This is a genomic window from Chitinophaga lutea (assembly GCF_003813775.1).
Taxonomy (GTDB): Bacteria; Bacteroidota; Bacteroidia; order Chitinophagales; family Chitinophagaceae; genus Chitinophaga; species Chitinophaga lutea.
On the sequence record NZ_RPDH01000002.1, the window covers coordinates 282,938 to 305,373 of the forward strand.

Genomic DNA, 22,436 nt, shown 5'->3' on the forward strand with positions numbered 1-22,436 from the left:
CCATGTCACGCAAACACTTCATTCCAATACCTGTATTGTTCCTGCTTTTGGCTGCCTGTGCCAATCCGGCCCCCACCAACGGCGTGTTCGCCGGCATTCCGTATGATTCAACAGTAGCTTATTCCTACGACGGCGAAGGAGGCCAGGAAATCATGGACGATGGTGTTTTATCCGGCCGGATTTCGAAAACAGCCGTATTGAACGGCAAACAAACCGCTGCCATCACGGATATCCTGTCAGATAAATCTACTTATGGCGGCCCGCTCGCGGCCTGTTTTGATCCGCACCTGGGCCTGGTATTTTACCGTGAAGGGAAACCGGCGGCGTACATCAGTGTTTGCCTGGCGTGTAATTACCTGGTGTCTTCCGTCCCCATTCAGGATGAAGGCGGCTTCAGCGACAACGGCGCGAAAGCGATCGCTGATTTTGAGAAGGGACTGGGATTTTGACCACAGTGAAAATCAAAAGCCACCGGTTCTCACCAGTGGCTTGAAAATTTAATACAAAGAAACCTATTTCATTTCAATCACGGTATCCAGCGAGTGGACCACTCCGTTGGAACCGATATTGTCGCGGCCCTGTAAAGCGGCGCCGTTAATGGTTACCCTGCCGCCGTCCACCTTCACGGTCAGTTCCCTGCCGTTGGTCGTTACCAGTTTCACGTTATCCCGCAGGTCGCTGAAATTGGTCACACCGTCCACCACGTGATGATTCAGCAATTCCGTCAGTTTCTCGCGGTTTTCGGTTTTCAGCAGGTCAGACATCCGGCCCGACTGTAACTTGCCGAACGCGATATCGGTAGGCGCAAATATCGTAAACGGTCCCTTTTGGGAAAGTACCACATCCAATTCGGCAGCTTTAATGCTCTTCGACATAGTGGCTAGATTTTTGTCGGCCACAACAACTTCCACAACATTTGACATGATATGTAATTTAGCTGCAGGTAGAATAACCCGCAGTTCATGTAAGGTAACCTTATTAAACGGATAAAGGTTGATTTATTATCGCTTCGGCCGGTATATTATTTTCCCCTGCGTCTTTTCAGCATCCTGGCATGTTCCCGGCAGCGTTCTAAAGTCTTTCCGCTTCCATGTTAAAATTCAGGTTTACGGCGTGGCAAAGCAAGTATTGGGCATGCAGAAATTCAGCGAAAAAACATGAGATTCCTGATGTTTTCACAGCACCGCCGGTAGTTATGCTGAAATCAAAAATATTCCTGTCAAAATTCGGTCTCAAACACGCAATATTCCTTTAATTGCCGCATTCAGCGTGGGCGTTTGTTTTTATTTAAATGGAAAGATTGTTAACCTAAAAGTTGTCATTATGGAATTAGTTCGTATCTTTGGGAAAGAGGATGCAGAAGATGGTTTATTTGCTGTAAAGTATCATAAGGATGGGCCGGATGAATTCGATCGTTTGTTTAATCTGTGGAATGACACCGAATACGTGGAATCCTTTTGTTATGAAAACGAAGCTGACCTGGTTGACGCCTTTCAGCGGCCTGTTACGGTGGAGGAAGCTGCGAGGGAAATAATAGAAGAGGCTATGGTTATGGAAGAGCAGCTATTTGAGTATTATGAAAGCACCCGGCTGCAGGAGATATTCAGGCCGTTATTTAATCACGAGTATATTCTTTCTCCGCTGCAACGCTCAAAAGCCTGCATTGTGGTAAAGATGTTCCATCGTCCCAAGCTCATAGTCTATGCCATACGGTTGGCGCCAAATTCATTTATTATGAGCGGCGGCGCGGTTAAACTGACCGCCACCATGAACGACAGGCCTCATTTAATGGAAGAACTACGCAAACTTGACAGTGTTAAAGGTTGGTTGCAGCAGAACGATATAGACATTTCGCAAACACTTAATTTTTTTTGACATGAACCTGAATGAAAAATTACAAAAGCTCATGAGCGATCAACCTTCCAAATGGAGGGAGAACGCAGCTGAAAGAATGGCAACGGCGGGCTGGAGAAAAAACTCGATTGCCGTTGCTCTCCGGGTATTAACGATACTCCGCGAAAAGGAAATGACCCAATCCGCCCTTGCTGAATTGATGGGCGTATCGCGGCAGCAGATCAGCAAAATCGTCAGCGGGAGCGAGAACCTGACGTTTGAAACGATTGACAAACTGGAAAAAGCGCTGGGCGCAAAGCTGATGATCATCGAAGGCGGCAGTACGCCACCTGCTGCCGGCGTCGTTCAACCCGGTCCAGACAAAAAAGAAGGTAAAGCGCCGCGCAAGGCGAAGAAATAATCCCCTTCAGAACACTATTCCAAACTGAAACCCGGCACCCACTGTTCCCGGCTGGTCGTTACCGAACCTCACCGGCACCGGAACCGCAACAAAGTACCCGGTATGTTTCCCCTTGTACACCACCTTGTTCAGCACCGGCGTAAACCCATACCGGCCGGAGGTTTCAAACGCGGCCCTCGCCGCCAGGGTAAATCCCTTCCCAAGACCGAAGAGCGCACCCGGGTGAAATAAAAAATTGTTCATCTTATTGGTGCCGGACGTCACCCGCACAGTGGGTACGAACTCCATCGAAAAGCCGATGCGCGGGCTCTTCCAGATATTGATACCGGTAGGCAGCCCCACCGTATAGACGCCATCGAAATTGTAATGCGGCACGTCACTGCCAAAGGTAACGACCGGATGCAGGATTCCCACGTAAGCCCCGATTTTCGGATAGGCGGGAGCGGTATGCTGTGCATGTGCACCCGTGAAGGAAATGCCCGTTAAAATGCCTGTCAGGATGCCTTTACGCAGCCGGTTGGGGAAAGTGCCTTTTCTGATGTTTGCGTTCATGTGCCGGAGATTTTGGCACAATACTACCGACGATACGGCGCATGGAATAGAACAGGGATTACTGCTGGTATGAAATTTACTTTTCTGTAAAAAAAGTCCTGAGGTCTTACCGTAGACGGATTTATTCAAGGCAAAGAAAATGCCATCGCCCGGTATTATCAGCATGATACCACATGTTTTCAGGCGTTGCTGACAAGCCCGCCAGTAGCGGAATCTATTCCCCGCAAAGAAAAGCCGCCACCCGGAATTACCGGAATGATATCACATGTTTCCCGGCTTTACCGGCAAGCCGCTACAGCAACTGGTACTCCGCCGCCAGTTTGATGACCGCGGGCATGTTCTTCACGTAAAATTTCTCCATGAGGTTTTTACGGTGCGCTTCCACGGTATGCGTGCTGACCGAGAGGGCATCCGCGATGCGGCGCGACGTAAGCCCCCTGCCGATCAACTGCAGAATTTCTTTTTCCCGCCGTGTAATGCTCGGCAGCGCATAACCGCCGAGGTCAGGGGTGCTGTTCATTTCCTGCTGTGCGCGGCTGCAGAGGTACACCTGCCCGTCGCCCACCGTACACACAGCCGCCAGGATCTCCTCCGCACCGGCCGTTTCGACCAGATACCCTCCGGCGCCGCATTGCAGCATCGACAAAATGCAGGAGCGCTCGTTGCGCTGACTGAACGCTACCACCTGTGCGGATGGGCGTTTCTTTTTGATGTCGAGGCAAAAGCGGCTGCCGTTGGTATCGGGTAGCATGATATCCGTCAATACTACCAGGGGTTGCAATTCGTTGACGAGGGCTTGCAGCGCTTCACGGCCGGTCTGATAAAACCCCGCCGGCCGGATGCCGGCATGGCCGCTCAGGATTTGCCGGAGGCCTGCAAGAACAATAGGACGGGCATCCACACAGATTACATCGATCATTTGCTGCCAGGTTAAATTGGTGGTTACGTTTACAAAGATCAACCATCGCCCGTTCACGGACAATCCCGATATTCAGGAACCCGGCATACCCTAATTGTAGGGTATCTTCCTTTGAATTGTTTATCTACCTTAACATCGGTATTTTTATGGCTTGTCATTTATCCTGACCGAAACGCCACATGAAAAGGATTCTTTCCATATGCTTCTTCCTGTTGACCGTCATCGCCGCCGGTGCGCAACCGCTGCTGAATGAAAAAAAGTACGTCGATAGTCTCACCGCACTGGAGCAGCGCGCTGCCAACGACAGTATCAAAGCCCGTGCAGCTTTCCTGTTGTCCGACTTCTGGTCGTATTCCGATACCGCCAAAGCGCTGCATTACCTGCAGGCGGGGAAACAGTACAGCGGCAGCAACCGCTACCTGCAGGCCGTGCATTGTTTTTACGAGGCCGGTTATTTTTTTGACACCGACATGGACAAGGCACTGCAGCTGTACGCCAAATCCGCGGAGCTCTTTGCGCCCTTCGCGCAAAAGGAAAGTTATGTTTTCCAGGCAAGGGCGTGGCGTAATTCCGGTGCATTGTACCAGCGGAAGAATGATCTGAAAAAGATGGTGGACCTCATCCTCACCAAGTCCGTACCGCTCGCGCAGAAGGCGGGGGACAACGTCATGCTCGGGGGGTATTATGCGGATGTGGGCATGGTGTTCATGAACGAGCGCCTGCATGCCAAGGCGGCTTTTTATCTCGATAAAGCCCTGGCGTATTACGGCAAGGCTAAACCGCCGTTGCATATGGAGCTACAGGCACTGCTCTTCACCACCGACAATTACGTGTACTGGGACAGCCTGCCCAGGGCCAAAATTTTTCTCGACAGGGCCGGCGCTCTGCTGGAGCCCTATCCTGAGTCGGAGCATAACCTCGACTTTTCCCATTCCGCGGCCATCTATTACCGGACGGCCGGCAACCCTGCCCGGTCCGTCGCCTATCTCGAACGGGGCATTGCCCTTGCCGAAAAGCTCAATAAACGGTATAAGCTCGCCGCGCTGCGGTACCAGCAATACGAGGCATACTTCGAGCAGGGCAAATACGAAGCCGCCCGTAAAACGCTGCAGCAGGCCATCGATGAAACGCCCGTTTCGATCAACGGTAACCTGATGCTGTATTTCAAGAGCATGTCGCAGACGTACGAAAAAATGGGCAATCTGCCCAGGGCATACGACTGGCTGAAGAAATTCAACACGGTACGCGACAGCGTCTATCCCGAACGCCTCAAAAGCGAGCTGACCACTATCGAAAGCAAATACAACGGCGCTGAAAAGGAAAAACGGATTATCCAGCTGCAGGCAGAACAGCGGGACGCCCTGATGAAAGCCAAAAACCAGCGCCTCATGAACTGGCTGCTGGGCATCGCGGGTTTGGCGTTGCTCACCATCACACTGCTGCTCGTGATCTTTTACCGTAACAGCCGCCGCCAGGCGCGGCAGAAACTCACGGAAATGCAGCAGCAACAGGAGCTCCAGCTCGCCAATGCGATCATGGAAGGAGAAGAGCGCGAGCGGCGAAGGGTGGCCCGCGACCTGCACGACGGCCTGGGCGGGGCACTGTCCGGTATCCGGATAAAACTCTCCGGCCATCAGAAAGAACAACCCGCCCCCCGGCTCGAGGAAGTGATCGATCAGCTGGAGGATTCCATCGGAGAACTGCGCCGCATCGCCCGTAACATGATGCCGGAAAGCCTGCTGAAATCCGGGCTCGAAGCCGCGCTCAGAGATCTCTGCGAATCGCTGATGAACGAACATACGGATATTGAATTCCAGGCCTATGGCATTCAGGCAGACATGCCCACCGCCACGCAGGCCAATATCTTCCGGATCGTACAGGAACTGCTCTCCAACGCCATCCGGCATGCCCAAGCCAGCAAAATTATCTTGCAGTGCATCCAGAACGACCGCACCTTTCTCATCACCGCCGAAGACAATGGCCGCGGCTTCGATACCGCCGCGATGAGCGCATCGAAAGGTATCGGCCTCACCAATATTCAAAACCGCGTGCAATACATGAAGGGCCGCTTCGACATAGAATCCGCCCCCAATGAAGGCACCATCATCAACATAGAAGTGTATGTCTGATACAAAAAAAGTGCTGGCGGTGGTAGACGACCACCCGATCGTAATCGAGGGACTGAAGTTCCTCCTGAAAACGCATGCAGACTTCGGACAGGTTTTCAGCTTTACCTCCGGCGCCGCTTTCATGCATTTTTCCCGCGATAACCGCGCCGACATCGTGCTGCTCGATATTTCCCTCCCGGACGCCAACGGCGTGGAGCTTTGCCGCGAGATCAAATCCCGTTCGCCCGAAACCGTGGTGCTGGGCCTCAGCAACCAGGCCGAGCGCAGCATCATTCTGCAGATGCTCGAAAGCGGCGCGGGCGGTTACCTGCTGAAAAGCACCTCCGCCGACGAACTGCTGGAAAACATCGAAGCGGCGCAGCACGGCGAGCTGGTGTTCTGTAACGAAGTGAAAAAGATACTGGCCAAACCCGGCCGTCACCCCGCCAGGCAGTTGCCGTCGCTTACCAAAAGGGAAAAACAATTAGTACAATTGCTGGCGCAAGGCAAAACCACGGCGATGATCGCCGCGGAACTGGAACTGAGCCGTTTTACCATCGATACCTACCGCAAGAACCTGCTGCATAAGTTCGACGTCAGGAACATCACGGAGCTGATGGTGATCATGATGCGGGAGAAGCTGTTGTGAAGAGGGAGAGCAGAAGCTTGTTTTAATTTAATGACCACCCAGCGACTGTGCGTATTCTCCTGTTCCCGCGACGGGAGACACTTAAATTATGTCCAGGAAAATGATGCGGTCATCGCCCTTTCCTTTGCTGACCCATATTATTGCCGTGATTCCGCAAAACCGCCCCAGTTCATCCCATTCGTCACTGGGCCAACTAACTTAGATGAAAATCAGTGAGCCCGGGCATGGCCATGAACAACATATTCAACTCTTGTATCTTTGCATGATACTCATCGTGAGTTAACGCATCTATATTATTGAGCCAAAGGATATCGGCACGTTGCTGCTCATAAGGCATCAGCTTTGTTACCTGGCCATATTTTTCAATAAGGTATTCGTTTCTCCTCCTTTTCAGGAGCTGGACGAAGTCTTCTAACGCTTTTGCTGTAGGCTTGTCAAGTAAAAAGGCTACCCCATTCGAGTTGTCATTTCTCGCTAGATACAGCAGTCGCTTGTAAGTGATACAATACCCGCAAATGCAAAGAGCTGCAATTGCAAAGTAAAAAAGAACCGAACCCTCTTCCACATCACGGCCACTCATTTTTAAGAATAGCAGGAAAATGGCCAGAAACACGCAACAAAATGCTGCCACCAGCCATGGTTTGTTGCCCGATACAGATTTTATAGTCTTGATACCTAAATCCTCGAATTTGACAAAAAAGTCGCTTTTGCCAAGTAAATGCCGATATTGCACATTGAGACCATCAACTTTTATTTCGAACCTTTTTTTATGGTGCAGGAAGTTCCTCTGCGTAAATACATTTTCAGACATTTCGGTATAGTTCAGATAAGCTAATATAGCAAAAACAGAACAAAAGCGCATGGACGGAGCTCCATGCGCTTTTGCATTAGTTGATGGCCACCCAGCTGCCGGCAGTCAATCCGGTCGATTTGTACCATTTGCTGTTCGCAGTGTCCAGCACCTCTTCGCCGATAAAGTTCGGTACGATGTTCGGCGCGGCCGTGATAGTGCGCGCGCCCATCTGCCCGAATTCCACCCAGGTGCCCGGCGTGCCGGCGGCTACACAGATGAAGCCCATCGGCTGACCTGCTTCCGCGGTTTTACGCCAGAAGATATCGCCCTTATTCCAGCTACCAGCACGAGGCGCTGCATCATACCGGCACCATTCAATGTGCCGGAAGCCGATCCGCTCACCGCCGCCCTGGCCGTCTGCAAAGAGACGGCTGTAATCGCCGTCGATCTCATCAATCTGGTTGTTAAACTGGATGAAGTTTTTGTTGTCGCCTGCAGTGATGCTGCTGTTGACGATCGCATATTCAAAACCGTTGAACCAGTTGGCGGAGATCACTACCTCATCGGAACCATGGCTATATACCCCGCGGTCAGTTGTTCCGATGCCCTGAAACGCGCCACCTGATATATTAACGCCCTGGCAGGCTGTCAGAAGGATCGCAGAAACCTTTGCTGCCGCCCCGGCAGATTCGTAATAATACCCGGTCACTGACACACCTCTGCAATAGTTAAAGCACAAGCCGTGCTGGGTATCGGTTTCGCAGCAAAAATCCGCCATGCTGATATCGTATGCATAACTGAAATTCGTTGCATGTGTTACTATGCTCCCTTCTTTTGCTTTTCCCACTCTGATTTTTTCCCAGTGCGTGTTATTGTCCTGGTTTTCCGAGTGGATGGCGTGGGTTCTGAACCGAATGAACTGGAGGTGCCCGTAGGTGGAATAGTAGTTGTTATTGGTATGCAGCCCTTTGTTGAACCCGGATACCGAAACATCTTCCAGCCGGCACCATCTGAACCCCTGCAGGTCGAGGCCGATACTGCCGGTGTTATTTTTGTCATCAAGGTAGAAGCCCCTTATAACGATGTTCGAAATAGTATTCACATTCCCTTCCCCCGGGTTGCCGTTCGGGTAATAACACTGAATCGCGATGCCGGTGCCTTCGTAACTCAGCAGGGTGCCATAGAGAACAGTATGATTACGGTTTTCTTCGCCAAGCAAGGAAACCGCCTCTCTCAGCTGGATAGTCTCCGTAAGCCGGTAAGTGCCCGCCGGCATAAATGCAGCGCCGCCCTTTGCCGCCAGCGCGTTGATCGTGTTTTGAATGGCTGTGGTATCGTCCGCCACGCCGTCGCCTTTGGCGCCGAACCATTTTACGCTGGCAGGGCCGCTGTAAATTCTTTTGATCACCTTGCCGTCTACGGTGTTCAGCACGGTGCCGGTATTATCGGGATAAACAATGGAGGAGCTGCCGGCATCATATTGCCAGATACCCTGCTGACCGTCATCGGTCGTAAAAAATACATCATCGGAAAGTGTTCCGCTCAGGCCGCGGATCTGACTGATCGTAAGTGCTAACATGGTCTGTTGTTTTTGGAGTTATTCTTATGTTTTTAAAGTAATTGCACCACCCAGGGTTAACAATATGTATCAAAGTTAGAGTAGGGCCGCGCAGTAGATTTGCGCAACAGAAAAGCCTGAAGGAATTCCTTCAGGCTTGGTATAAAACGATCTTTTATGTCAACGCTTTCCCTCAAACCGGTACACATCATCACTCCCCATCCCGCCGGCTTTATCAGAAGACAGGTAGCCCCCGGAGCCGTCCGGTTTCAATACAAAACTCACATCGTCGCCGGGTGAGCTGAACGGCGCTTTGAGGTTCTGCGGAGCGCTCCAGTTTTCCCTTGCGCCGGTGGCACGGTACACGTCGTAGCCGCCCAGGCCGGGATGGCCTTTGCTTGAGAAATACAATACGCCTTCATGCATCGACGGAAAACCTTCGGCAGCAATGGTATTGACGAAGCGACCGCAGTTTTTCGGCTCGCCCCAGTTGCCGTCCGCCTGTTTTTCGCTGTACCAGATGTCCGTTTGCCCGAGGCCGCCCGGCCTGTCCGACATAAAATACAATACATCACCGGCGTTGTTGACCACCGCGTGGCCCGCGCTGTAGCCGGCTAGGTTGATGCCCGGCAACAGGGTGAGCGGCGCCCATTTCCCGCCCTTCTTCACCGATTGCCATAACTGCAAATCACGCACGCCGTTGGCGGCGCCTTTGCGGCCCATGGTGACGGTGGCGTATAAGGTATCGCCGGCGCGGTTCACGAATACGGGGCCGATGTGGGTGGCGAATGATTTGAAGATGGACGGCGCGAGTTCTTCGCCGTAGAGGTTCGGGTTCGTGGACGAATAGGGCTCGTAATAATACGCTTTGTAGAAGGGCTGCCTCATCCGTTTATCGTTGGGGACTTGGGTTTCCCGGATCTCGGGGCGGTAGCCCGTGGATACCACCACGATGCCTTTATCGGTAACAGCGGTCACCATATCGGAACCGGGTGTGTTCAGCGAATGGATGGGTCGCAGGTTGACCGGGCTGCTTTGTGAACGCCAGGCCGCGGCGCTGTCGCAGCTTTGCAGGGCGGTCCGGCGGAGTTGCAGGCTGTCTGCGTTGGCAGTAGCGTACTGCTGGTATTGCGCGCGCGCGGAATCATATGCCCCGAGGCGCTGTAACGTTTCCGCGTAGGCGTAACGGGCGGAAGCGGGGGCGCCGGGCTGTTCCAGCAGTTGCCGGTAAACTCCGGCGGCGTGCTGCAGCTGGCCGGATGCCCGGAAACTATGCGCCATTTTTAACCAGTGGCCGGAAGAGAGTTTCTTCCCTTTATCGGTCAGTTCTTTGTATAGCGGGCCGGCTACGGCGTATTGTTCGAGTTGGTAGGCCTCATCCGCTAACTGCAGGCGGCTTTTCTGTTCCTGTGCCTGTGCGGCTGCCGTCAGCAGTAAAAGGGCCGCGATGATGGAATTCCTTTTGGTCATACGAAACATTTAAAAGTAACGTGGGTTACGGATGATGAACTTCCTGGAGGGGATCACAAAGCCAAGCGACACTTCGTGCGAACCGTTCTGCTGGCTGGCCAGCTGGTTCAGCGTGAGGTCGAAGGCGTAGCCGATGCGCAGCTTTTCCGTGGCGTAAAACTCCACCATAGCGCTGGCCGCATCTACCTTCTCCAGGTCGCGGAACTGCTCTTTGCCCCAAAGGTTGATACTCGTTCTATAGGAGCCGCCTATCCACAAACGCTGGCTGATCAGCAGGAAGGCATTGAGGTCGATGCTGGTGGGACCTTTGAAATCTTCCTTGACCATCAGCGAGGGTTTGAGTTGCAGATTTTCAGACAGCGTGAACATGCCGCCGGTGGTCACGTACAGGTGCTGTGTTTTACGGATGGTCGCGTAGTTTTCGCCTTTCCAGGTGTAACGGGATGCATCCGTGTAGAGCGAGAACAGGTCCATCACGGACGCGCCGGCGTAAAAGTTCGGGGAATAATAGTACACCCCGAACCGCGCATCCGGTACCCACACGCTTTGTTTGCCGAGCGGGATGGTCATGTCGTCGTTATCCGTGTAACGCAGGGCCGTACCGTCGATGGCGTATTGCGTAACGCCCGCGCCGATGCCGAGGCAAAGGCGGCGGGTGTTGCCCGCGTCGAGAGGGATGCGGTAGGAATAGGAGCCGTAGAGTGACAGCGATTCCTGCGGGCCCAGCCGGTCGAACATCGCCTGGAGGCCAAGGCCCACCTTGTTATCTCTCCCTGTAGCGGCATCGGCCGATACGCCGCCGGTACGCGGTGCGCCGGGGAAACCGGCCCATTGATGGCGGTAGATCGCATTGAGGTAAAGGTCTTCTTTATAACCGGCATAAGCGGGGTTCACGCTCAGGCCGTTGAAGATGTACTGGCTGAACTGCACGTTCTGCTGGCCGTAGGAGGGAAGCACTCCCGCAGCGCACAATATGATGATGATAATACCTTTTTTCATGTGTTCGGTTTTTCAGGTTTAACGGAGGATGGTTACCCAGCCTTTGTATTTCTTAATCCCGTCGGGTTTCTGCACTTCGAGCACATAGAAATAGGTGCCTTCGTTCAGGCCCGAACCCGTCCAGTCGTTGCGGTAATTTTTGCTTTGATATACCATACCGCCCAGGCGGTTGTACACATATAAAGCGCCCTGGTATTTTTCGAGGCCGCCGACCACGAATTTCTCATTCCGGCCGTCGTTGTTCGGTGTGAATACGTTCGGGAAACTGAGGTCCTGGCCTTCCACCTCGAGCGTCAGGACCGCCGTGTTGTTGGTGGGGTCGGTGTCGGGGTTGCTGCTGGCTGCCGTCGCTTTCATCACCATCATGCCGCCTTCGGATATCCGGCTGGTGATTTCGAGCTGCGCGGTGGCGCCTGCTGCCATATCACCGATCGTCCAGCGTACCAGTTTATCGTCGGCCACTACATTCACGCCGCCCCTGTCCGCCAGTGTGCGGGTGGGCAATTCCAGTTGCACCGGCAGCGAATCCGTCACCACCGCGCCGTTAGCTACGCCGGTGCCGATATTGGTAACGGTGATACGGTAGGTGATATCCTGCCCGAGGCGATAGGGGCCTACGGACGGGTGCACCATGTCTTTCCGGATGGCGAGGTTGCCGGTGGCGATATCGTCGCTGGCGATGGTCACCGTGGCCTGTGCAGGCGTGCCGGCGGTGAAGGTGTAGGCGGTCGACTGTCCACCGGTGATGGTCAGCACCACGGTTTCGGGTGTTTCCACCTGCGTATCGTCCAGCACGTTCACCGGTACCTGCACGCTGCCTGCGCCAACGGGAATGGTGGCGCTGCCGGTGATAGCCATGTAATCGGTACCGGCCGTAGCGCTGCCGCCGATGCTGTATTGAACGGTGATGGGCCGGTCGTGCAGTTTGCCGCTTGGCAAGCTGATGGTAAAGCTGCCGTTGGTCGCGGGCTCTCCGGCGTTTGCCTGCGTGGCGCTCACCACCAGATTAAGGTTGGCATTATCGTCATCATTGATGCTCACAATGGCGCTGGCTGCTACGCCGGCAGTGAAAACAAGGCCGGGGGCCGTTCCGCCGGTCATCGTTACTGCAATATTTTCCGTGGACTCTATCCACTGGTCGTCCGTCACCACAACGGGTATATCCGCCGCGTTACTGCCCGCGGGTATCACTACGACGCCGGTTAACGCGGTGTAATCAGTGCCCGCGACAGCGCCGCCGCTAACGGTATATCGTGCGGTAACGTCGTTCTTCGCCGTTGTGCCTGCGGGCAGGCTTACCCTCAAACTACCACCGGTAGCCGGCTCTGCGGCATCTGTAATTTTCGCGACCGTCAGCACAAGGTTGCCCGGGTCGCTTTCATCGTCTTCAATCGTCAGCGTAGCGCCGGCGGCGGCCGTGGTGAAAGAGAGGCTGGTGCCCGTGGCACTGCTGAGCGTGGCGATCACCGTTTCCGCACCTTCGATGATGCGGTCGTCCGTCACGGATAACGGAATATCCACGCTATTTGTTCCGGCCGGTATTTGTACGTTGCCGGAGAGTGCCGTGTAGTCCGTGCCTGCTGTGGCCGTACCTGCAATGGTGTAATGCACGGTGATGATTTCCGGCGCCGTAACGCCCGCCGGCAGGCCGACGGTGAAGCGTCCGACCGTAGTCGGCTCCTTCGCATCCAGTTTTTTCGAGATACTGATGGTACGGTTGGCCGTGGTATTGTCGTCGTCCGCAATGTTGACCGTTACCGGCGAACCGGCTACCGTGAATGTATCCGTGGCGCTGGAGCCGAAGGAACCCGTGATAATGATGGTTTCTGCGGCTTCTATCTGCTGGTCGTCGATCACGCTCACAGGAACGGTTACGCTGTTCTGACCGGCAGGCATCACAACGGAGCCGCCCAGTGCCGTATAGTCCCCACCGGCTGTTGCAGTGCCGGCCACTGTATATGGTGTTGTAATGTTTGCAGCCGCCGTGATGCCTGCTGGGAGGCTAAGCCGGAAGCTGCCGTTGGTAGCCGGTTCCGAGCCGTCTGTAACTTTTGAGAGCGTGAGAATTTTATTGGCCGGCACATCCTCATCGTCCCAGATTGTAACATTTGCGTTGCCGGTTGCGGTAAATGTGAAGCCGGTGGAAGTCCCGCCCGTCAGCGTCGCGATCACCGTTTCCATTTCCTCGATGATACTGTCGTCTTTCACCGTTACGGGAATATCCACGCTGTTCGTGCCGGCGGGTATCTGCACGCTGCCGTTCAGCGCCGTGTAATCCGCACCGGATGCGGCGGTGCCGGTAGCCGTGTAGTGCACGGTAATGGCTTCGGATGATGTGATGCCGGCGGGAAGGCTGACCATAAAAGCGCCGTCCGTAGCAGGTTCCGATGCAACGGTTTTCCGGGTGATAGTCACCGTGCGGTTGGCGGCGGTATTGTCGTCGTCCGCGATGGTGGCGGATGCATTGGTACTGCCGGTGAATGTGAAGCTGGTGGAATTGCCACCCGCAAGCGTCATCGTCACGGTTTCATCGCCTTCGATGACCTGGTCGTTGCTGACGGTCACCGGCACGGTAACGGAGTTTTGTCCTGCCGGGATGACTGCGCTGCCTGTCAGGCTCGTATAGTCGGTGCCGGCGGTGGCGGTGCCTGTAATGGTGTAATTGGCCGTTACGTCCTCACCGGCCGTTATACCGGCCGGCAGGCTGATGGTAAAGCTCCCGTTCACCGCCGGTTCGGCGCCGTTGGCGGAGGAAACGGCCAACACCAGGTTCGCCGGAATATTATCATCGTCGCTGATGTTAATGACCGTTGTATAGCCGGTCGGATGCTGAATATAACCGAATGATGGCGAGGTGGCCGTATTCACCGTCATCTGTACACTTTCGGTGTTCTCGATCACCTGGTCGTCCACGGGTACCAGTGTGATATCGACGCTGTTGCTGCCTGCCGGTATCACGGCGGAGCCTGTCAGCGCCGTATAATCGGTGCCCGGTGTAGCCTCGCCGGTCATCGTATAGTTCACCGTAACGGGCTCGGCGCTGGTATAGCCTGTTGCGAGGGAAAGGCGGAACGTACCGTTGGTAGACGGTTCCGCGGAACTCTGTATGCTCGTTGCGCGCACCGTACGGTTGGCGATGGCGTTGTCTTCATCGGAGATGGTGACCGTGGCGAAGTTGGCGGTGGCATGCGGCGTAAACGCAAAAGAGGTGGAAGCGCTGTTGCCCACCGTCAGCCGTACATTTTCAGACACTTCTATCACTTCATCGTTGATCGTCGCTACCGTTACGTTCACGCCGTTGCTGCCCGCCGGTATGACGGTGCTGCCGCCAAGGGCCGTATAATCGTCGCCGGCAGTGGCGGTGCCCAGAATCGAGTAACTGACATTAATGGGCTCAGAACACGAATAACCGGCGGGTAGCGTAATACGGAATGTGCCGTTGGTAACCGGTTCCGCTGCATCGGCCGTTTTACTGACCTGCAGCACGCGGTTGGCGGGGAGGTTATCATTGTCTGTGATATCGGCGGTTGCGCTGCCTGCCGTGGGGCTGACCGTATAGGTCTTACCGCCGCCGGTGCCACCGGTGATGGTGAGTATCACCGTTTCTGCTTCTTCGATCACCTGGTCGTCGCCGATTGTGAGTGGTATGGACACGTCGGGCTGGCCGGCGGGGATCACGGCGGTGCCCGACAGGGCGGTATAGTCTGTGCCGCTGGTGGCCGTTCCGGTGATGGTATAATTCACCGTAACGTTTGCCGGCGCCGTCACACCCGCCGGCAAACGGATGGCGAACTTTGCGACGCCTGTGGAAGGTTCGCTGCCCGACGTGGCGACAACGTTCAGCACACGCTTTGCCGGATCGTCGTCATCGTCTATGATGATTGCGGCAGCCGCATTGCCGGGTGGCGGAGGAATGCCATAGGAGAAACTGTTACCGTCGACCGCAGTATTCAGCGTTAAAATGACCGTTTCATTGGGCTCTTCCTGCGCATCGTTGTTCACATAGAACGGCACTACCACATTGTTGAAATAGGCCGGCAGCAATGGCACCGCCATCGAATAATCCGTGCCGTTGATGGCTGTGCCCGATGGGCTCACGGACAGGAGTATGTTGGCCGAGGACGAGTAACCCGCCGGCAGGCTCACCACGAATGCGCCCTGGGTACCGGGCTCCGCGCCGTCGGCCACCTTTGTAACGGAGAGCAGCTTGTTGGCAGCGGCGCCGTCGTTGTCGGCGATATTAATGGTGATATCATCGTTTACAGGATCAGGGGGGAAGATGAACGCATTGCCCCCGCCGTCGGTCGCGCTGCCTGAAAGCAGCGTGATGGTGAACGTTTCCACCGGTTCTATGATCTGATCGTCGATCACGTTCAGATTCACCGCAACAGTGTTACTGTTGGCCGGGATAACGAGGTTGCCGATGAACTGGTAATCCTCCCCCTCGTTTCCGCTGCCGCTGATCCGGTAGCCCACCGTGATCGGCCAGGCCGATGTGGCCACTCCCGCAAGTTTGAGGGTGAATATGCTGTTGCCGCCCGGCTCCGATGCATTGCTTCCGGCGATGACCTGCAAGGGTGTGCTGCTCACGGCGTTGGCATCGATAATATTTACTCTTCCCGATTTATAAGCCGGATCTATTGTAAAAGGATAGGCCGGATGAGAAACGGTGGCCAGGGTCATGATCACGTTTTCCGGGCCTTCTATGATGCCGTCGTTACTGGCATCGACATCTACAAACACTTCATTGGTGCCTGCCGGAATAACGATCTTTCCGCCACTCAGCCCTAACAGGGTATAGTCGACGGTCGTCTGCGCCGTTCCGGCCGTTGTAATGGTGAGCGTTACATCCCCTGCGCTGGTAACACCGGGCGGCAGCGCTATGCGATACTGCCCGTTTGAGCCTCCTTCAATGGCGTCGCTGATCTTCGTAAACCGGACCACCCCATTTTCGGCCGAAAAATCGTTGTCCGTAATACTCATCGTACTGTTGTTGCCTGTGGGGTTCACAACAAAGTTGTAACTGGCGGAGTTCCCCCCGATCAGGGTAATGGTGACTGCTTCCGTCGCCTCGATCACCCGGTCGTCCCTGACGTTCAGGGACAGGTCCGTTCCGTTCCGGCCTGCCGGTATGACGACCGAGCCGGACAAGGCCATATAGTCCGGGCCGGGCGTCGCGGTGCCCGCAATGCTATAGTTGACGGTGATGGCTTCCGTGGTGATGATCCCTGCGGGCAGGCTGACCCGGAAGATACCCGTTGTGTACGGCTCTGCTGCGTCGCTGGTTTTGCTGATGCTGAGCACCCGGTTAACGGGATTGGTAATATCGAACGCACGGAGAGGAACTGCTACGAATAACAGGCACACGAAGAAAAGTGAAGCTCTTTTCATGTAGGAGGATATGGATATGGTGGATGTTACTGTCCTGATTTCCCGGCTGAGGGGGAGAGGTCTGAAAATGCAAAAACGGATAGGTGTAATAGTGTTCTACATACTGCAGGGTTTAACGGTTAAAAGCTACCTGATCGCTGCTATGGATCCCGACGATAGTTGTAAGGTTAGTGATCCTCACATTCACGAATCAAATGTAGAACAAAAAAGTAATTTTCAAAAGGAGCAAAAACGCCCTTCCGGGTAAAATGCTTTACCATAAAGGAATTTAATCGGATGGCTCCCCCAAAAGAGGGAGGCATTTCATCGTACGGCGAGTGTTTTTTGTTTTTCCAGGAACAGGCGTGCGGCCGTTAATTCCGGTCTGTCGGCGCCCGGTGCGTTGGAGCTGGCCAGCAGGCGGCGGTAATAATCAGCCGCTTTACCGGCGTTGTTGGAACGTTCGGCGGCCAGGCCTGCGTTATATAAGGCATTGAACCGGTTAGGGCGGTCTTTCAGGTTGCTGGCATATGCTTCCAGCGCCTCCGCCGGCCTGTTCATGGCCAGCAGCATATCGCCCAGCAGTTCGCGGGCCGGCGCAACTTCGCCGGGCGTTACCGGCGGTTTGGGAGTAGACTCTTCCATGGTGGCCGCGAGGTTCATCTGTTTGAGGGCTTCTTCATGTTTCCCCTCTTTGAACAGGATCCACGCTTCGGATGCCTTCACCTGTATCTGTACCTGGTTGGCTTTGTAGGCTTCCTGTTTTTGGATGAGCTCGTCGTGCAGGGCGGTAAGGGTTTTCAGTTCGGTGCGTGCCGCATCGAGCTGGTTGAGGTTCACGGCGCCCAGCAATCTCGTGAAATGGATGATCGCGTTTTCCCAGGGGAATTTTTTCCAGTCGTTGCCCGCGGCATGAGCTTCCAATACAGCCGCTTCCTTCCACATCCTGTTTTCCAGTACGTACCGCGCCGGGATGGCCGCGAAGGAATAGAGTACTTTCGGGGTAACGGGATGTACTTCCCGGATGGTGTTCAGGTAATCGCACAACTGCTTTGCGCGTTTGTTATCCGCTTTCTGGAGATAGGAATACACCAGGTAATCGAGGCTGTGCAGCTCTTCGTCCCAATGCCCTTTGATGCCCGCGTTCTCCGCGTAACACCGCGCCGCGTCGGCCGCTATGGTGTTGGAATAGATGCTTTCATCCCAAAGGCCCAACCTGACAAAAATATGCGAGGGCATATGCTGCGCGTGTGCGGACGACGGTGCCACGGACGCGTATTTCCGGGCCGCAGGCAGCGCCCGTTCGGCCAGTTCGGGGTAATCGTAGCTGTGTATGATATAGTGGATCACGCCGGGGTGGAACGATTTGTCGAACCCCAGCTTCGCCAGCAGTTCGCCCGCTTTACGTTGTTTGGCGTGCGTTTTATCCGCAGGATCCGCCGCGCTGTTCAGGGCCAGTGCGTAGAAAGTAGCCGCATCCTGATCGTCCGGGTAATCGAGGTGCAGTTTCTCCATCGCCTTTTCGAAGTTGATGCAGCGGGCGCGGTGGTCCTTGGCATTCACATCATAAAACGCCCCGATGGCATCGATATAGGCCGTTTCCTTTTTTGATTTTTTGCCGATCGATTTCGCAATCGCCACCGCTTTCACGCCCTTGTCGAATTCCTCCTTGCTGGGCGGTGACCACAGCGGGTGGAAGTTGCTCATCGCCACACCCCAATACGCCATGGCGCATCCCGGTTCTTTCCGGATAACATCGGCGAAAGCCTTTTCCGCTTCGTCGTATTCAAACGAATGCAGCATGGCCAGCGCCATATTAAAATCCTCCTGCACTTTGCCGTTGCCCGAGATCTTGAACGACACCGCGCCCAACTGTTTATCCGCCGGGCCGCAGAAAATCGTTTTCCCTTTTTTGAGATTGAGGGCGTTGATGGTTTCGGTGGCGGGAACGTTGTTTTTCCCGGCGCAGGCAGCCATTGTGAGGAGGCAGCTGTAGAGGAGGAGGCTGTTCGTTTTCATATGGGGTGATTTTGGTGCATGAAGGCCTTCCGTAATTTAAGAAGAAATGGGGGATTGGGGAGGCGGGACTTTGTAAATGGCGGGGAATGAGCGTTTTCCGGGGGGATTGGGGGCGGGAATGTGCTTTCCCGGGAGTATAAAAGCAGCGCGGAGTGTTATCCCCGCGCTGCCTGCTATTTCCGGTGGGTTAGAATAGTTGTTCCTGGGGCGGTGTCGCTTTGGCGAGGCGGATGTACACCGTGGTTTGCCCGCGGTGATGCGTCTGGTGCTCGAAGGCTTTTTCGAAGGCCTGACCCTTGGTCAGTTCAAACCGGTTGAACATTTTGATCTTGTCTTTCCACTGGTCGGCCGGGAGTTTTTTAATGGCGGCGATCACATAGTCGTATCCTGCCATCACTTCCTTGATCACGTTCGCTTTCGACTGATCGGCGATTTTTTCCCGCTGGCCGCCTTCCGGCATTTTTTCGCCCAGGGCTGTTGTGGCGAACAGCATGTTGCCGTCGGTGAGGTGGAGCATCTGCTGTGCGAAGGTCCGCATTTCAGGGGTCGGTTTGAGTGCGTAGTCCGCTTCCGGCATAACGTCGAGGTATGCTTTCGTGTAAGCCTTTGCCCGTTCCCATTCACGGACCATATCATCTGCGGATGTTTGTGCTTTGGCGGCGACTGACATACCTGCCACAAGCAAAAATGTTTTGATGACTGTAAGTGCTTTCATGTTTATTGCGATTTTGGTGAATTCATAAACGTGTTTTGGAAGCGCTGACGGGGGAAGAACTGTCTGTTTCAAATATAGGAGTTTTCGGGGAGATGGCGGTGCTTTGGTGGGTTGCGCGTAGTGTATGCTTCTCATCTTCCCTGTTTCCTATCTCTCTTCATCACTGCACAAAGTGTGGGATTTCTTCGATGAAATCTATGAAAGATACGCGGTTACTTAATATGGCGCCCAATCGGGATCTTTTACATCAAATGAATTGGGTTTCCGCACATACCTCATCATATCCTCGGTGCAAGCACCGAATCGCGCATAATTCTGCTGGCCTTCCTTAAGCGAAACGGCATTTGCCCCACCAGCATAACCAGGATCATCAAATTGAACCTGATCATCCTCCCAATAACAAATTTCACATATATCATACGAGCCGGGCGGCTCTTTAAACATCTTATACCCACAGCATGGGCAAGTGTATCGGAAAGAAGAAATGTCGGAATAAATCGGATTAGCCATGGAAAAAAAATGTTTCCTGAAATTATATTCGAACGGCCGCATGGTGCCTGCTCCCTTATAACCTACTCCTTCACCGGCTCATAATAAAGCACTATCGCACCACCACCAAACGTCTTTGTCTTCAGCAGCCTGAGGCGAATGCTATCTTCGATGTTTTTAAATAACACCAACCCACTCCCGGCAATTACAGGATGCACACAAAGCTGATATTCATCAATCAGGCCCAACTGCGTCAAGGCGACAATTATACCCGGGCTACAGGCAAAAATATCTTTACCTGGCTGTTGCTTTCGCTCCAAAACATCCTCTTTGAGGTCTTTCGTTGCCAGCTCAGCCGTTTCCCATTCTACTTTTTCCAGCGTACGGGAAAAAACGATTTTCGGCACCTTGTCTATCGCCAGGGCAAAATCGTCCATGGCTTTATTACCGGTAGGATTCTTTACCACAGTGGGCCAGTATTCCATGAGCTGGAATGTCGTCCTTCCATACAGCAGGGCGCCTGCGCTATTAACCATGTCGGTATAATGCTGATGTATTTCTTCATCCGGAATACCTGCCGTGTGGTCGCAAAATCCGTCAAGGGTCATATTGATGGCTGCAATTATTTTTCTCATCCTTAGTTGTCGTTTTTATGTTTAGGATTTGAAGTCCCCGGTAGGAGGGGACCTTCTGTTTTTTATACAATATATGTATTTCACATAACGTTCCGGCTCTCACTGCAGTGATCGCAGTTCGCATCAAAGCCCGGTAATCATACCTTATAAGTGAAAGCATTGATATTCATTCCCGCGCCAACGGAAGCGAACAGAATAATATCATCTTGCGAAAATGCATGTGTATCCAGGTTGCCCTTCATAATCAAATCATACAGTGTCGGTATCGTGGCAACACTACTGTTGCCGAATTTATGGATAGACATAGGCATGATGCCTTCGGGGGGAGTCATTTTATACAGATCATAGAAACGGGCAACAATAGCCTCATCCATTTTCTCATTGGCCTGGTGAATCAGTATTTTCTTGACACGCGATATATCTATGCCTGCTTTGTCTACGCAGGCCTGCATCGCCAGCGGCACATGATTAAGGGCAAATTCGTATATTTTCCTTCCTTTCATCTTGATATAGCGCACACCGGGATCCGTCTCCCTGCTGTACGAGCTTCCGAAAAACAGGTATTCCAACTCATCGTAGGCATATGTTGCACTTTCATATGACAGCAGTCCGCGGTCATTTTCCGTTGCTTCAACAACCACGGCCCCGGCGCCGTCGGCATAGATCATCGAGTCCCTGTCGTATCGATCAATTACACGGGACAGTGTTTCCGCCCCGACAACGAGGCAGCGCCTGGCCATTCCTGCTTTGATAAAAGCATTCGCCTGGATCATTCCCTCATTCCATCCCGGGCAGCCGAACAGGAGATCATATCCCACGCAGCGCGGGTTTTTGATTCGTAGTTTGTTCTTGACGCGCGAGGCCAGGCTCGGTACCGTATCAGACTGGATGCTGGCAAATCCGATATCCCCGTAATTATGGGCCATAATGATATAGTCGATGGTATCGCGGTCTATTCCAGCGTCATCAATTGCCCGCTGCGCAGCATGGAATGCCAGATCAGAAGCGACCAGGTGTTCGCTGGCGTACCGGCGTTCTTCTATGCCCGTTATATCTTTGAATTTCCCGATAACGGTTTCCGGAGATTGTACGGGATTCCCCTTGTCATCGAAAAAAACATGTTCCGAGAAGTCGCTATTTTTCACCACAACGTCCGGTACGTAGCTACCCGAGCCAATTATTCTAATATTCATAACATTATGGTATTTAATAGTATCCGAAAAAAAATATGCTCAGGACCAGTGGTGTTTTCCCATTGCTCTTGAACAAGTACTTAAGATACGCCGTTAAGCAGAAAGAATCCAATTTCTTTATTGAAAAAATATAGCAGGCGATTTTTATTCCATACGTGTATGAAAGGTTTATGCTGAAAAAATCCGTACCGGGCTGCGATCTGAACAACAACGAATCTCTTTACCGACAAACACTTTGGCTTCCCCAAACCCACCCATTTCAACTTTGGCACCCAAATTGTACTTACACCTTCAGACCATATTTTTAAACAAAAACATTGTGTATGAAAATGCTTAGAATTGTAGGCCTACTGCTGTTTGCAACCGTTATGATCACTGCCTGGACTTCCTGCAGCAAAAACACCGACCCCGCAGATGTAGACGTATTTGCCGGTACTTTCAGAGGAAGAATCGGGTACACTGACGCAGAAAAAAACATCTCCCAGGATAATGGCAGCGTTTTTGTCACTAAAATCAACACCCGCTACAATTTCCGGTTCTCAGACGGTATCCCGGATCTCACCGGCGTGGAATTCACCAAAAAAGACGATAACACCCTCGTGAGCACGGGCTCGGCAGGCACCGGGTTAATCACCATTAACAAAGACCGCCTGGTGATCGGGTTCCAGCGCGACGGTCGCAGCTGGACTGCCGATTGCGGACGATAAATCAAC

At 53.5% G+C, this 22,436-nt stretch carries 19 protein-coding genes; 6 read left to right on the forward strand and 13 right to left on the reverse strand.

From position 1 onward, the window contains the following. Positions 1-2 precede the first annotated feature (2 nt). Positions 3-449, forward strand: a complete 447-nt coding sequence (locus tag EGT74_RS13410; RefSeq protein ID WP_123847099.1) for a hypothetical protein — start codon at positions 3-5, stop codon at positions 447-449. A gap of 63 nt (positions 450-512) precedes the next feature. Here EGT74_RS13410 and EGT74_RS13415 read toward each other — a convergent pair whose 3' ends face one another. Continuing rightward, a complete protein-coding gene (locus tag EGT74_RS13415) occupies positions 513-875 on the reverse strand; it encodes a fasciclin domain-containing protein (RefSeq protein ID WP_158618135.1) in 363 nt (120 codons plus the stop codon). Between the two features lie 448 nt (positions 876-1,323). Between EGT74_RS13415 and EGT74_RS13420 the strand changes: the two genes are divergently transcribed. Both EGT74_RS13420 and EGT74_RS13425 read left to right on the forward strand, forming a co-directional pair. Continuing rightward, positions 1,324-1,875 carry a hypothetical protein gene (locus tag EGT74_RS13420; RefSeq protein WP_123847101.1) on the forward strand — a complete coding sequence of 184 codons (552 nt, stop codon included), beginning with the start codon at positions 1,324-1,326 and terminating at the stop codon, positions 1,873-1,875. 1 nt (position 1,876) lies between these two features. Then, the gene (locus tag EGT74_RS13425; protein WP_123847102.1) at positions 1,877-2,254 is read left to right on the forward strand and encodes a helix-turn-helix transcriptional regulator; all 378 of its coding nucleotides are present in this window, start codon (positions 1,877-1,879) and stop codon (positions 2,252-2,254) included. A 6-nt stretch (positions 2,255-2,260) separates the two neighbouring features. Here the strand turns inward: EGT74_RS13425 and EGT74_RS13430 are convergent, their stop codons facing one another. Beyond that, positions 2,261-2,806, reverse strand: coding sequence for a hypothetical protein (locus EGT74_RS13430; RefSeq protein WP_123847103.1), 546 nt, complete (start codon positions 2,804-2,806; stop codon positions 2,261-2,263). Positions 2,807-3,098: 292 nt separating this feature from the next. Continuing rightward, positions 3,099-3,725 (reverse strand): response regulator transcription factor, encoded by a 627-nt coding sequence (locus tag EGT74_RS13435; protein WP_123847104.1) that lies wholly within the window; start codon positions 3,723-3,725, stop codon positions 3,099-3,101. Between the two features lie 179 nt (positions 3,726-3,904). Between EGT74_RS13435 and EGT74_RS13440 the strand changes: the two genes are divergently transcribed. After that, a complete protein-coding gene (locus tag EGT74_RS13440) occupies positions 3,905-5,854 on the forward strand; it encodes a tetratricopeptide repeat-containing sensor histidine kinase (protein WP_123847105.1) in 1,950 nt (649 codons plus the stop codon). Beyond that, positions 5,847-6,482 (forward strand): response regulator, encoded by a 636-nt coding sequence (locus EGT74_RS13445; protein WP_123847106.1) that lies wholly within the window; start codon positions 5,847-5,849, stop codon positions 6,480-6,482. The genes EGT74_RS13440 and EGT74_RS13445 overlap by 8 nt, the downstream gene beginning before the upstream one ends. A gap of 193 nt (positions 6,483-6,675) precedes the next feature. On the opposite strand, the gene EGT74_RS13450 is transcribed toward EGT74_RS13445, so the two are convergent. The 10 genes from EGT74_RS13450 to EGT74_RS13495 all read right to left on the reverse strand — a co-directional run bounded on the left by EGT74_RS13450 (position 6,676) and on the right by EGT74_RS13495 (position 21,723). Next, positions 6,676-7,293: a hypothetical protein gene (locus tag EGT74_RS13450; RefSeq protein WP_123847107.1), complete on the reverse strand. Its 618-nt coding sequence runs from the start codon at positions 7,291-7,293 to the stop codon at positions 6,676-6,678. Positions 7,294-7,369: 76 nt separating this feature from the next. Next, positions 7,370-8,854 (reverse strand): glycosyl hydrolase family 28-related protein, encoded by a 1,485-nt coding sequence (locus tag EGT74_RS13455; protein ID WP_123847108.1) that lies wholly within the window; start codon positions 8,852-8,854, stop codon positions 7,370-7,372. Between the two features lie 159 nt (positions 8,855-9,013). After that, complete coding sequence (locus EGT74_RS13460) at positions 9,014-10,303, reverse strand: tetratricopeptide repeat protein (protein WP_158618136.1); 1,290 nt, start codon at positions 10,301-10,303, stop codon at positions 9,014-9,016. Between the two features lie 9 nt (positions 10,304-10,312). Next, on the reverse strand, positions 10,313-11,302 hold the full coding sequence (locus tag EGT74_RS13465) for a PorP/SprF family type IX secretion system membrane protein (RefSeq protein ID WP_123847110.1): 990 nt from the start codon (positions 11,300-11,302) through the stop codon (positions 10,313-10,315). Positions 11,303-11,320: 18 nt separating this feature from the next. After that, positions 11,321-16,693, reverse strand: coding sequence for a Calx-beta domain-containing protein (locus tag EGT74_RS13470; protein ID WP_123847111.1), 5,373 nt, complete (start codon positions 16,691-16,693; stop codon positions 11,321-11,323). 303 nt (positions 16,694-16,996) lie between these two features. Further along, entirely contained in the window at positions 16,997-18,691 is a 1,695-nt protein-coding gene (locus tag EGT74_RS13475) for a tetratricopeptide repeat protein (protein WP_123847112.1), read from the reverse strand. A gap of 187 nt (positions 18,692-18,878) precedes the next feature. Next, positions 18,879-19,406, reverse strand: a complete 528-nt coding sequence (locus EGT74_RS13480; RefSeq protein ID WP_123847113.1) for a DinB family protein — start codon at positions 19,404-19,406, stop codon at positions 18,879-18,881. Positions 19,407-19,622: 216 nt separating this feature from the next. Beyond that, complete coding sequence (locus EGT74_RS27365) at positions 19,623-19,958, reverse strand: CPCC family cysteine-rich protein (protein WP_394338035.1); 336 nt, start codon at positions 19,956-19,958, stop codon at positions 19,623-19,625. A gap of 20 nt (positions 19,959-19,978) precedes the next feature. Then, positions 19,979-20,530, reverse strand: coding sequence for a dihydrofolate reductase family protein (locus EGT74_RS13490; RefSeq protein ID WP_123847115.1), 552 nt, complete (start codon positions 20,528-20,530; stop codon positions 19,979-19,981). 137 nt (positions 20,531-20,667) lie between these two features. Further along, a complete protein-coding gene (locus tag EGT74_RS13495; RefSeq protein ID WP_123847116.1) occupies positions 20,668-21,723 on the reverse strand; it encodes a 3-oxoacyl-ACP synthase III family protein in 1,056 nt (351 codons plus the stop codon). A 323-nt stretch (positions 21,724-22,046) separates the two neighbouring features. Here EGT74_RS13495 and EGT74_RS13500 point away from each other — a divergent pair, with 323 nt between their 5' ends. Continuing rightward, positions 22,047-22,430 carry a hypothetical protein gene (locus tag EGT74_RS13500; protein ID WP_123847117.1) on the forward strand — a complete coding sequence of 128 codons (384 nt, stop codon included), beginning with the start codon at positions 22,047-22,049 and terminating at the stop codon, positions 22,428-22,430. Positions 22,431-22,436 lie beyond the last annotated feature (6 nt).